Annotated in this window: 9 protein-coding genes and 1 riboswitch; of the genes, 7 read left to right on the top strand and 2 right to left on the bottom strand. The window is 71.8% G+C overall.

Features of this window, described 5'->3' with window-relative positions; translation table 11 throughout:
• Positions 1 to 80 precede the first annotated feature (80 nt).
• From ACIRB1_RS05060 to ACIRB1_RS05085, 6 genes are all read left to right on the top strand, one after another.
• A complete protein-coding gene (locus ACIRB1_RS05060; RefSeq protein ID WP_403464596.1) occupies positions 81 to 1,886 on the top strand; it encodes a methylmalonyl-CoA mutase family protein in 1,806 nt (601 codons plus the stop codon).
• Positions 1,886 to 4,072 carry a methylmalonyl-CoA mutase gene (gene scpA, locus ACIRB1_RS05065; RefSeq protein WP_403464598.1) on the top strand — a complete coding sequence of 729 codons (2,187 nt, stop codon included), beginning with the start codon at positions 1,886 to 1,888 and terminating at the stop codon, positions 4,070 to 4,072. The genes ACIRB1_RS05060 and scpA overlap by 1 nt, the downstream gene beginning before the upstream one ends.
• Entirely contained in the window at positions 4,069 to 5,061 is a 993-nt protein-coding gene (gene meaB, locus ACIRB1_RS05070; RefSeq protein WP_352177686.1) for a methylmalonyl Co-A mutase-associated GTPase MeaB, read from the top strand. Before scpA ends, meaB begins: the two co-directional genes overlap by 4 nt.
• Positions 5,062 to 5,159: 98 nt before the next feature.
• Positions 5,160 to 5,384: riboswitch (cobalamin riboswitch) on the top strand.
• Positions 5,385 to 5,520: 136 nt separating this feature from the next.
• The gene (gene metE, locus ACIRB1_RS05075) at positions 5,521 to 7,839 is read left to right on the top strand and encodes a 5-methyltetrahydropteroyltriglutamate--homocysteine S-methyltransferase (RefSeq protein ID WP_403464599.1); all 2,319 of its coding nucleotides are present in this window, start codon (positions 5,521 to 5,523) and stop codon (positions 7,837 to 7,839) included.
• Positions 7,840 to 7,944: 105 nt separating this feature from the next.
• Positions 7,945 to 8,529, top strand: coding sequence for a histidine phosphatase family protein (locus tag ACIRB1_RS05080; protein ID WP_403464600.1), 585 nt, complete (start codon positions 7,945 to 7,947; stop codon positions 8,527 to 8,529).
• 152 nt (positions 8,530 to 8,681) lie between these two features.
• A complete protein-coding gene (locus ACIRB1_RS05085) occupies positions 8,682 to 9,482 on the top strand; it encodes a polysaccharide deacetylase family protein (protein WP_403464601.1) in 801 nt (266 codons plus the stop codon).
• Between the two features lie 61 nt (positions 9,483 to 9,543).
• On the opposite strand, the gene ACIRB1_RS05090 is transcribed toward ACIRB1_RS05085, so the two are convergent.
• Positions 9,544 to 10,554 (bottom strand): DUF2278 family protein, encoded by a 1,011-nt coding sequence (locus ACIRB1_RS05090; RefSeq protein WP_352178265.1) that lies wholly within the window; start codon positions 10,552 to 10,554, stop codon positions 9,544 to 9,546.
• 202 nt (positions 10,555 to 10,756) lie between these two features.
• Here ACIRB1_RS05090 and ACIRB1_RS05095 point away from each other — a divergent pair, with 202 nt between their 5' ends.
• Positions 10,757 to 11,197 carry an SRPBCC family protein gene (locus tag ACIRB1_RS05095; RefSeq protein WP_403464602.1) on the top strand — a complete coding sequence of 147 codons (441 nt, stop codon included), beginning with the start codon at positions 10,757 to 10,759 and terminating at the stop codon, positions 11,195 to 11,197.
• Positions 11,198 to 11,337: 140 nt separating this feature from the next.
• On the opposite strand, the gene ACIRB1_RS05100 is transcribed toward ACIRB1_RS05095, so the two are convergent.
• On the bottom strand, positions 11,338 to 11,979 hold the full coding sequence (locus tag ACIRB1_RS05100; protein ID WP_403464603.1) for a LysE family translocator: 642 nt from the start codon (positions 11,977 to 11,979) through the stop codon (positions 11,338 to 11,340).
• Positions 11,980 to 12,080: the final 101 nt, after the last annotated feature.

Genomic DNA, 12,080 nt, shown 5'->3' on the forward strand with positions numbered 1-12,080 from the left:
TGGTCTAGACCGCCCGGAGAGGCAAAGGTCACAGCCGCGTCCTCTGCTGCTCACCTGCGCATTTGCCCTAGCATCCGAGCATGACGGTCCTTCCTGACGACGGGCTCTCGCTGGCCGCCGAGTTCCCTGACGCGACCCATGAGCAGTGGCAAAGCCTGGTGGCAGGCGTCCTGCGCAAGTCGGGCAGGGACGTCTCGGGCGCGGCAGCGGAAGACGCCCTGTCCACCTCGCTGGAGGACGGGCTGCGCGTCCGCCCCCTGTACACCGCGGACGACTCCGCGCCCGACCCCGGCCTGCCCGGTTTCGCCCCCTTCGTGCGAGGGGCCCGCGCCGAGGGCACCACCCTCGGCGGCTGGGACGTACGGCAGCGGCACACGACCGCCGACAACACCGCGGTCCTCGGCGACCTGGAGAACGGCGTCACCTCGCTGTGGCTGGTCGCGGGCGAACGCGGCATCCCGGTCGCGTCGCTCGGCACCACCCTCGACGGCGTCTATCTCGACCTCGCGCCCATCGCCCTCGACGCGGGCAGCGAAGTCGAGCCCGCGGCGGCCGAGTTGCTCCGGCTGTACGAGGAGCGGGGCGTCGCGCCCGAAGCCGCCCGCGGCACCCTCGGCGCCGACCCGCTGGGCCACGCGGCCCGCACCGGCGACGAGGGCTTCCCCTTCGCGCCGGTCGCCGCGCTCGCCCGGCGCTGCGCCGAGGGATACCCGGGGCTGCGCGCGCTGACCGTGGACGCGCTGCCGTACCACGAGGCCGGCGGTTCGGCGGCGCAGGAGCTGGGCGCCTCGCTGGCGACCGGTGTCGCCTATCTGCGCGAGCTGACCGAGGCGGGCCTGAGCGTCGAACAGGCCGCGGGACAGCTGGAGTTCCGGTACGCGGCCACGGCCGACCAGTTCCTCACCATCGCCAAGCTGCGCGCGGCGCGCCGGCTGTGGGCACGCGTGGCCGAGGTGTGCGGGGCGCCGGGCGGGCAGGTGCAGCACGCGGTGACCTCGCCGGTGATGATGTCCCGGCGCGACCCGTGGGTGAACATGCTGCGCACGACGGTCGCGACGCTGGCCGCCGGGGTGGGCGGCGCCGAGTCCGTCACCGTGCTGCCCTTCGACCACGCGCTCGGCCTGCCGGACTCGTTCGCGCGCCGGATCGCCCGCAACACCTCGACGATCCTGGTCGAGGAGTCGCATCTGTCCCGGGTGATCGACCCGGCGGGCGGCTCCTGGTACGTGGAGCGCCTCACGGACGAACTCGCCCACGCGGGCTGGGAGTTCTTCCAGCACGTCGAGCAACAGGGCGGCCAGGCGGCGGTGTTGCGCTCCGGCGCCCTCCGCGAGGACCTCGCCGCGACCTGGGCGACCCGCAGCGCGAAGCTCGCCGAGCGGCGCGAACCCATCACCGGCGTGAGCGAGTTCCCGAACCTGACCGAGCGACTCCCGGCACGGGCACCCGCCCCCGCGGAGCCCTCCGGCGGGCTGCCGCGCGTGCGCCGCGACGAGGCCTACGAGGAGCTGCGCGCCCGCTCCGACGCCCACCTCGCGGCGACCGGCTCCCGGCCGCGGATCTTCCTGGCGGCGCTCGGCCCGGCCGCCGCGCACACCGCCCGGCTCTCCTTCGCGTCGAACCTGTTCCAGGCGGGCGGCATCGAGCCCGTCACCGCGGGCACGTTCGCGGACAGCGGCGCCACCGAGGCCTGCCTGTGCTCCAGCGACGCGCTGTACGAGGAGCAAGCGGCCGTCGTCGCCGGGGAGTTGAGGTCGGCCGGTGCCACGCAGGTGTTCCTCGCGGGCCGTCCCGGGCAGTACCCGGGAGTCGACGCCTACGTCTTCGCGGGCTGCGACGCCGTAGCCGTGCTCTCCGCCACCCTCGACCGCATGGGAGTGTCCTGATGACAGCGATGGGGCGCATCCCCGACTTCTCCGGGATCGAGCTGGGGACCCCGGCCGGCGGAGCGGGGACCGACGAGTGGCGTGACGCCGTGAAGGGAGCGGCGAGCGGCGACGACCTCCTCTGGGAGACCCCGGAGGGCATCGCGGTCAAACCCCTGTACACGGGGCAGGACGTGGAGGGCCTGGACTTCCTCGCCACCTACCCGGGCATCGCGCCGTATCTGCGCGGCCCGTACCCGACGATGTACGTCAACCAGCCCTGGACGATCCGTCAGTACGCGGGCTTCTCCACGGCCGAGGAGTCCAACGCCTTCTACCGGCGCAACCTGGCGGCCGGTCAGAAGGGCCTGTCGGTCGCCTTCGACCTGCCCACGCACCGGGGGTACGACAGCGACCACCCGCGGGTGACCGGTGACGTCGGCATGGCGGGCGTGGCGATCGACTCGATCTACGACATGCGGCAGCTCTTCGACGGCATCCCGCTGGACAGGATGACCGTGTCGATGACGATGAACGGCGCCGTGCTGCCGGTGCTGGCGCTCTACATCGTGGCGGCGGAGGAACAGGGCGTACCGCCCGAGAAGTTGGCCGGGACCATCCAGAACGACATCCTCAAGGAGTTCATGGTCCGCAACACCTACATCTATCCGCCGAAGCCGTCGATGCGGATCATCTCCGACATCTTCGCGTACACCTCGCAGCGGATGCCCCGCTACAACTCGATCTCCATCTCCGGCTACCACATCCAAGAGGCGGGCGCGACGGCCGACTTGGAGCTGGCGTACACCCTCGCGGACGGCGTGGAGTACATCCGGGCGGGCCGGGAGGCGGGGATGGACGTGGACGCGTTCGCGCCCCGGCTCTCCTTCTTCTGGGCGATCGGCATGAACTTCTTCATGGAGATCGCGAAGTTGCGCGCGGCGCGGCTGCTTTGGGCCAAGCTGGTCAGGCAGTTCGACCCGCAGAACGCCAAGTCCCTCTCCCTGCGCACCCATTCACAGACCTCGGGCTGGTCGCTGACCGCGCAGGACGTTTTCAACAACGTCACGCGCACCTGCGTGGAGGCGATGGCGGCGACCCAGGGCCACACCCAGTCGCTCCACACCAACGCCCTGGACGAGGCCCTCGCGCTGCCCACCGACTTCTCGGCGCGCATCGCCCGCAACACCCAGCTCCTCATCCAGCAGGAGTCCGGCACGACCCGCGTGATCGACCCGTGGGGCGGCAGCGCGTACGTCGAGAAGCTGACCTACGACCTCGCGCGCCGCGCCTGGCAGCACATCGAGGAGGTCGAGGCGGCGGGCGGCATGGCCAAGGCCATCGACGCGGGCATCCCCAAGCTGCGCATCGAGGAGGCCGCGGCCCGCACCCAGGCCCGCATCGACTCCGGCCGCCAGCCGGTCATCGGCGTCAACAAGTACCGGGTGGAGACCGACGAGCAGATCGACGTCCTCAAGGTCGACAACTCCTCGGTCCGCACCCAGCAGATCGAGAAACTGCGGCGGTTGCGCGCCGAGCGCGACGAACAGGCCACCCAGGCCGCCCTGCACGCCCTCACCCGCGCGGCCGAGGGCACCGGCAACCTCCTGGAGCTGGCGGTCGACGCGGCCCGCGCGAAGGCGACGGTCGGCGAGATCTCCGACGCGCTGGAGAAGGTATACGGGCGGCACGCGAGCCAGATCCGTACGATCTCCGGTGTGTACCGCACCGAAGCCGGCGAGTCCCCGTCCGTCGAGCGCACCCGCGCCCTGGTGGACGCCTTCGAGGAGGCCGAGGGCCGCCGCCCCCGCATCCTGGTCGCCAAGATGGGCCAGGACGGCCACGACCGCGGCCAGAAGGTGATCGCCACCGCCTTCGCCGACCTCGGCTTCGACGTCGACGTCGGCCCGCTGTTCCAGACCCCCGGCGAGGTGGCCCGCCAGGCCGTGGAGGCGGACGTGCACATCGTCGGGGTCTCGTCCCTCGCCGCCGGACACCTGACGCTCGTACCGGCGTTGAGGGAATCGCTCGCCGAGGAGGGCCGGGAGGACATCATGATCGTGGTCGGCGGCGTGATCCCGCCGCAGGACGTCCCCACCCTCCTGGAGATGGGCGCGGCGGCCGTGTTCCCGCCCGGGACGGTGATCCCGGACGCGGCCCACGACCTGGTGCGGCGACTGGCCACCGACCTCGGGCACACCCTGTGATCGAGCTCGACACCTATGTGAAGGGCGTCCTCGACGGCAAGCGGGCCCTCGTGGCCCGCGCCATCACCCTCGTCGAATCGACGAAGCCCCAACACCGGCTCATGGCGCAGGAGTTGCTGACCGAACTCCTCCCGCACAGCGGCCGGGCGCGACGCATCGGCATCAGCGGCGTACCCGGCGTGGGCAAGTCGACCTTCATCGACGCGTTCGGCACCCTGCTCACCTCGCTGGGCTTCCGGGTGGCGGTCCTGGCCGTGGACCCCTCGTCCAGCCGCACCGGCGGTTCGATCCTCGGCGACAAGACCCGCATGGAACGCCTGGCCGTGGACCCGGCCGCCTTCGTCCGCCCCTCCCCCACCGCCGGCACCCTGGGCGGCGTGGCGAAGGCGACCCGTGAGTCCATCGTGGTCATGGAGGCGGCGGGCTACGACGTGGTCCTCGTCGAGACGGTGGGCGTGGGCCAGTCGGAGACGGCGGTGGCCAACATGGTCGACTCGTTCCTGTTGTTGACGTTGGCCCGCACCGGCGACCAGCTACAGGGCATCAAGAAGGGTGTCCTGGAGCTGGCGGACGTCATCGCCGTCAACAAGGCGGACGGCCCGCATGAGCGGGATGCCAGGAGCGCGGCCCGCGAGCTGGCAGGCGCGCTGAGGCTGATGCACCCCGCGGACGCGGCCTGGACCCCGCCGGTGTTGAGCTGTAGCGCGCGCGAGGGCACGGGCCTGGACACGGTCTGGGAACGCCTCGAACAGCACCGCTCACTGCTGGAGTCCACCGGCCGGCTGGCCGCGAAGCGCAGCGAGCAGCAGGTGGACTGGACGTGGACGATGGTCCGGGAAGAACTGCTGGGCAGCTTGCGCTCAGATCCCACCGTACGCGCACTGACTCCGGACCTTGAACGCCAGGTCCGTCAGGGCGAGTTGACACCAACCCTGGCGGCGGAGGCAATCCTCCGAGCCTTCGAATCCCGGGGACCCCAGCCTACCTAGGGGCGCGGGGCTGTCTCGATGTGCGGCTCCGCCGCGCGGGCGCGACCGGCCCCCACCGGGCCCGCGGACAAAAATCGACGCACCCACCCCAAACCCTTTAGGCTGACGGCGCAGCTGGTTCGCCCCGTCAGCCAGACGGACGCGTCGCAAGAGGGAACCCGGTGAAAATCCGGGACTGCCCCGCAGCGGTGAGCGGGAACGACCGCCGTCATACGCACTGGGCCCACACAGGACCTGGGAAGCGACGGCCAGTAGGTGTCCTCCGATCGAAAAGGGGGACGTGCCCGCAAGTCCGAAGACCTGCCACCTGCCCGCACGCGAAGCATGCGCGCGCGGAGTCCCGGTGACCTCGTGGGCGGGTCGGCGTACACACGGGCGGTCACCACCCCCGGTCTACGAACCTTCGCGCTCCCGTGCCGCCACCGGGATCCAGGGAGATATCTCGCGAAGGAGATTTCCGTGACAGCGAAGTCCGCAGCCGCGGCAGCACGGTCGACCGTGTACGGCTACCCCCGTCAGGGCCAGGGCCGGGAACTGAAGAAGGCCGTCGAGGGCTACTGGAAGGGCCGCGTCGACGCCGACGCCCTCCGGACCACCGGCGCCGAACTGCGCCGCACGAACTGGCGGCACCTGACGGACGCCGGCATCCACGAGGTACCGACCGGCGACTTCTCGTACTACGACCATGTCCTGGACACCAGCGTCATGGTCGGCGCGATCCCCGCCCGCCACCGCGCCGCCGTCGAACTCGACGCGCTGGACGGGTACTTCGCGATGGCGCGCGGCACGCAGGACGTGGCGCCGCTGGAGATGACGAAGTGGTTCGACACCAACTACCACTATCTGGTGCCCGAGTTGGGCCCGGACACCGTGTTCACCGCCGACTCCACCAAGCAGGTCTCGGAGTTGAAGGAGGCTCTCGCCCTGGGCCTCACCGCCCGCCCGGTCCTGGTCGGCCCGATCACCTACCTCCTGCTCGCGAAGCCCGCCCCGGGTGTCGCGGCCGACTTCGAACCGCTGACCCTCCTGGACCGCCTGCTGCCGGTGTACGCCGAGGTCCTCGCCGACCTGCGCGCGGCGGGCGCGGAGTGGGTGCAGCTGGACGAGCCCGCTCTCGTCCAGGACCGCACCCGCGCCGAACTGAACGCCACCCTGCGCGCCTACCGCGAGCTCGGGGGCCTCACCGACCGGCCGCGGATCCTGGTCGCCTCCTACTTCGACCGGCTCGGCGAGGCCCTGCACGTCCTCGCCAAGACGCCGGTGGAGGGGCTCGCCCTCGACTTCACCGGGGCCGCCGCCGCCAACCTGGACGACCTGGCCGCGGCGGGCGGTCTCCCCGGCAAGCGGCTGGTCGCGGGGGTCGTCGACGGCCGTAACGTCTGGGTCGACGACCTGACCAAGTCCCTCGCCACGCTGGGCACGTTGCTCGGTCTCGCCGAGCGGGTCGACGTGGCCGCGTCCTGCTCGCTGCTGCATGTGCCGCTGGACGCCGCCGCCGAGCGGGACATCGAGCCGCAGATCCTGCGCTGGCTGGCGTTCGCACGGCAGAAGACGGCGGAGATCGTCACCCTCGCCAAGGGCCTGGCGCAGGGCACCGACACGATCGCCGCCGAACTCGCCGCCAACCGAGCCGACTTGGCCTCCCGCGCCGGTTCGGCCCTCCCCAGCGACCCCGCCGTACGGGCACGGGCCGCCGCGGTCACCGACGCGGACGCCCGCCGCTCCCAGCCGTACGGCGAGCGGACGACGGCCCAGCGCGCGCGTCTCGGGCTTCCGCCGCTGCCGACGACCACGATCGGGTCGTTCCCGCAGACGGCCGAACTGCGCACCGCGCGGGCCGACTTGAGGGCCCGGCGGATCGACACGGCCGGATACGAGGAGCGGATCAGGGCGGAGATCCAGGAGGTCATCGCATTCCAGGAGAAGACCGGCCTGGACGTCCTCGTGCACGGCGAGCCCGAACGCGACGACATGGTCCAGTACTTCGCCGAGCGGCTGACGGGCTACCTCGCCACGCGGCACGGCTGGGTCCAGTCGTACGGCACCCGGTACGTCCGTCCGCCGATCCTGGCCGGCGACATCTCCCGCCCGGAGCCGATGACGGTGCGCTGGACGACGTACGCCCAGTCGCTCACCGGCCGTCCGGTCAAGGGGATGCTCACCGGACCGGTCACCATGCTCGCCTGGTCCTTCGTCCGCGACGACCAGCCGCTCGGCGACACCGCGCGGCAGGTCGCCCTCGCCCTGCGCGACGAGGTCAACGACCTGGAGGCGGCCGGGACTTCGGTCATCCAGGTGGACGAGCCCGCGCTGCGCGAGACCCTGCCGCTGCGCGCGGCGGACCGGGAGGCGTATCTCGCCTGGGCCACGGAGGCGTTCCGGCTGACCACCGCCGGGGTCCGGCCGGAGACGCAGGTCCACACGCACATGTGCTACGCCGAGTTCGGCGACATCGTGCGGGCCATCGACGACCTCGACGCGGACGTCATCAGCCTGGAGGCGGCCCGCTCCCACATGCAGGTCGCCCGCGAGCTGGCCGAGCACGGTTATCCGCGCGAGGCGGGACCGGGTGTCTACGACATCCACTCCCCGCGGGTGCCGAGCGCGGAGGAGGCAGCGGCCCTGCTGCGCAGGGGACTCGATGCCATTCCGGCGGAGCGGCTGTGGGTCAACCCGGACTGCGGTCTGAAGACGCGCGGCTGGCCGGAGACCCGTGCGTCCCTGGAGAACCTGGTGGCCGCGGCCCGCACGGTCCGTACGGAGCTGGCCGGGTCCTGAACCGAGGGCGGGGACGGCCAGGGGGGGAGCACCTTCCGGCCGTCCCCCGCCCCGGTGTGGGCGGGGGACGATGTCCGGCACAGCCCGGAGAACTGGAGCGACGACGTGACCAGCCGCATCACCTTGATCTCGCCCGCGATGAACCGGTCCCTGCGGGAGACCCGGTTCGACGACGGGTGCCCGCTCGACCCGCGTGGTGCGGCGCGGGCCGCGTCCGTCGCGGACTCCCTCCGCCCGGCCGACCGGGCGCTGGTCTCGCCCACCCTGCGGTGCCGGGAGACCGCGTCCGCGCTGGGCCTGTCGGCCGTGGTGGAGCCGGAGTTGGCGGGGCTGGACATGGGGCGGTGGCGGGGGCTGACGCTGGACGAGGTGATGGGTCGCGAGCCGGACGCGGTGATGGGCTGGCTGACCGATCCGGATGCGGTGCCTCATGGCGGGGAGTCGGTGCGGGGGCTCTGCGCGCGGGCGGTGCGGTGGCTGGATGCGGCGGGTGGGTTCGAGGGCCGGACGCTCGCGGTGGTCGAGCAGGAGTTCGTGCGGGCCGTGGTGATCGCCGTTCTCGGTGCGCCAGGGTCCGCGTTCTGGCGGCTTGATGTGGCGCCGCTCACCGCGACCGAGATCAGTGGGCGGGGTGGGCGGTGGAATGTGCGGCTCGGGCGGGAGCTGGGGGGTGGGGGGGGGGGGCGTTGAACGCCGCGTCGGATCTGTAGTCGCCTGGCCGCCGGTCGGTGGGGGCTGGTCGTGCAGTTCCCCGCACCCCTAGAAGGGCGCTGCGCTTGACCGGAGTGCTCAGGATCGACCCGCTATACACTCCGTATATACTGGATGTGTATAGTCCTGACATGTCAACTTTGAGGTCTCTGTGTAAGAAGAGGGAAAGAAGCCGGGGCGGGTTGCGTGGCGTCGGCGTGTTTGTGGTGGGCCTTGCAGTGGTGCTGGCGGCCAGTGGGTGCGGCCGGGGGGAGACGACCGCGCCTGCCACCGCCCGCGGCGAGGGTGGGGCGGGTGTCGCGCAGGCGCGTTTCGGGGCGGTCGACTGCCGGGAGGTGAAGTGCATCGCGCTCACCTTCGACGCCGGGCCCAGCGAGAACTCGGCGCGGTTGCTCGACATCTTGAAGGAGAAGCGGGTTCCGGCGACCTTCTTCCTGCTCGGCAAGCGGCACATCGAGAAGTACCCGGAGCTGGTCGCGCGCATGGCGGCCGAGGGGCACGAGGTGGCCAGCCACACCTGGGACCACAAGATCCTGACCCGGATAACCCCCGCGCAGATACGCGACGAACTGGAACGCACGGACACCGCGATAGAGCGGATCACCGGCGAGCGGCCCACGCTGATGCGTCCGCCGCAGGGCCGTACGAACGGCACCGTGCACAGGATCTGCCGGGAGCTGGGCCTCGCGGAGGTCCTGTGGAGCGTCACCGCGAAGGACTACGCGACCACCGACTCCGCGCTCATCACCCGGCGCGTCCTCGCCCAGGCCTCCCGCGACGGCATCATCCTGCTGCACGACCTGTACCAGGGCACCGTGCCGGCCGTCCCCGGCATCATCGACGCGCTGAAGGAGCGGGGGTACGTGTTCGTGACCGTGCCGCAGCTGCTGGCGCCCGGGAGCGCCGAGCCCGGGAAGGTCTACCGCCCCTGAGTCACCAGGTCGGGCGGAGGCGCCCTGGCCGGGCAACTCCCGGGCGGCAAGGTCCAGTTGGTCAGAAGACCAGGGTCCAGCCCTCGCGGGCGGCCTGGTCCGCGGTGTACGAGACGCCGTGCACCTTGAGGCCGCCCGCGTCGAGGAGGGTGATCTCGCCGCCCTGGTTGCCGAGTTGGACGCCGTCGGTGAGCGGGACGAGCAGGGTGGCGCCCGGGGCGAGCGGGCCGGGCGGTACCGCGCACGAGTGGCCTAGCCGGTCCCGGATGCGCCAGCCGGCCGGGTCGAGCGGGTCGGGCGAGGCGTTGAGCAGCGTGACGCTCTCCGACTCGGGCGCCGGGCCACGCGGGTTGACCAGCGCCGCAACCACCCGCACGGGCTGACTGCCGGGGCCGGGGCGTGAGCCGTCCGTCCCCTCCAGGGTGTGGCCGGTGGTGTCGTCGGTGTGCCAGGACTGGCTCTGGAAGGCGAGGAAGATGCCGACCCAACGGGACTGCGCCGGGAAGTGGATGAGGAGACCGCCGTCCTGCCAGACCCCGTCGTCACCGCTGAACCGGCGGCTGTTGCCCTGGTTCATATGGATGTCGTGGACGCCGTTGCCGGGCAGGAAGCCGAACACCTTGTCCTTGACGGTCGGTTCGGGCCCGAAGCGCTCACCGAAGACGTACAGCCGCGCGTCCGGGTCGTCCACCGCGCGCCGTACGTAGTGGTCGAGGAGGTCGGCGAGGTCGTTGTCGGGACCGCTCGCGTCCGGCGGCAGCGTGCGCAGCCGCGCCGGGTCGAAGAGGTTGCCGCGCACGAAGTCGAGGTTCGGGCCGCCGGGGCCGGGCAGCAGGGTGTTCCAGCCGCTCGGGAGGCCCTCCAGGCGGGCGGTGACCGGGTGTTGGAAATCCTCGCTGACGACGTAGAGCAGCTCGGAGGGCTGCTCCGCCGACAGGACGTTGACGGCGGCCCGGAAATGCGTACCCGAGTCGTCCGTGAGATGGATCTGGTAATGCGGTGTACCGGCGGCGCCCTCGCGCCTCGTGTCCACCGCGCGCGTGATCAATACGCCATAGGCCTTCAGCGGCACGACGACCAACTCCCCCTGCGGGCAGGCGGGATGCCCGCCCATGCGGGACAGCGTAGGGGGGAGGCGCCCGCTCCGGCCCGGACGCGGGGAAACTCGGGGCGGCTGTCCGGTGTACGTATCCGAACCTATGAACCGCTAGGCCAAGGGTGTGAGCCCTCGGTGAAAGTACCGCCGATCAGGAAGCGTTCTCTACGATCCAGACATGGTCAACTTCCGTCTCGAACGCACGGCTCCGCTCCCGATCGAGGAGGCGTGGCGCCGGTTGACGGAGTGGTCACGCCACGCCGACGTGGTGCCGCTGACCCGGATCACCGTGGTCACTCCCCCGCCGACCGCCGAGGGCACGGTCTTCGTGGCCCGTTCCGGGCTCGGCCCGCTCGGTTTCGACGACCGGATGGAGGTCACGGTGTGGCGCCCGCCGACGGACGGCGAGCCGGGTCTCGTCCGGCTGGAGAAGCGGGGGCGGGTCGTCCTGGGCTGGGCCGAGATCGAGGTACGGCCGGGGCCCGGGGGCCGTACCCGCGTGGTGTGGGAGGAGGAACTGCGAGTCCGCTTCCTGCCGCGTCTCTTCGACAGGCCGCTGCGATGGACGGCGAAGTCGATGTTCGGGCGGGCGGTGAACGCGCTGCTGAGACGGGAGTGAGGGTCGACGCGGTTCGGGTGGCCGGTCGGGCGGCACCTGTTCCACGCCCCGCCACCCGTCTCGGCGGTCCAGGTTCCACGCCCCTCCACCCGGTCGGCGGTCTCGGCGCCCCCGCTTCCGCTTCCGCCCGGCCCGTGTCCTCAGTCCTTCCGCCCCGTTACCGCGACCGTCACGCCCAGCCCGATCATCGTGAGGCCGCCGATCCCGCCCACCGCGGACAGTCGCCGGGGTGACCGGGCGAACCAGTCCCTGGCGGTGGACGCGACCAGCCCCCACACACTGTCCGAGGCCACGGCGATGAGGTTGAAGACGAGGCCGAGGAGCAGCATCTGCGTGGTCACATGGCCCTGTTCGCGGTCCACGAACTGGGGCAGTACGGCGGCGAAGAACACGATGGTCTTGGGGTTGGCCACCCCGACGGCGAACCCCTCCCACAGCGTGCGCAGTCCGCCGTGCGGGGCCGTCTCCTCGCCCGCGAACGCGGCCCGCAGGGAGCCGCGTCGACGCCACGCCTTCACGCCGAGGTACATCAGGTACGCGGCGCCGGCGAGCTTCAGTGCCGTGAAGACGAGCACCGAGCGTTCCACCAGCGAACCGACGCCGAGCGCGACCGCGACGACGAGCAGATAGGCGCCGAGGGTGTTGCCGACGACGGTGGTCAGCGCGGCCCGGCGGCCGTGGGCCAGCGCGCGGCCGATCACGAACAGCACGCTGGGGCCGGGCACGATGATCAGCAGGAAGGACAGCGCCGCGAAGGCGAGCAGTCGGTCGGTGGACACCATGGGGCCATGGAAGGCGCGGGTGCCCCGGCCCCGCAACCCATTTCCCTCTCCCCGGTCCCTGTCCCGTCCTGTGATCCCGCGAGGTCGATGTCCCGCGGGAT

The organism is Streptomyces sp. NPDC096013, from assembly GCF_044763565.1.
Classification (GTDB): domain Bacteria; phylum Actinomycetota; class Actinomycetes; order Streptomycetales; family Streptomycetaceae; genus Streptomyces.

Bases quoted from the DNA above. Each gene is read 5' to 3' on its own strand.
- ACIRB1_RS05095 (WP_403464602.1), top strand. From the start codon at position 10,757: ATGGTCAACTTCCGTCTCGAACGCACGGCTCCGCTCCCGATCGAGGAG.
- ACIRB1_RS05085 (WP_403464601.1), top strand. From the start codon at position 8,682: ATGTCAACTTTGAGGTCTCTGTGTAAGAAGAGGGAAAGAAGCCGGGGC.
- scpA (WP_403464598.1), top strand. From the start codon at position 1,886: ATGACAGCGATGGGGCGCATCCCCGACTTCTCCGGGATCGAGCTGGGG.
- ACIRB1_RS05100 (WP_403464603.1), bottom strand. From the start codon at position 11,979: ATGGTGTCCACCGACCGACTGCTCGCCTTCGCGGCGCTGTCCTTCCTG.
- ACIRB1_RS05060 (WP_403464596.1), top strand. From the start codon at position 81: ATGACGGTCCTTCCTGACGACGGGCTCTCGCTGGCCGCCGAGTTCCCT.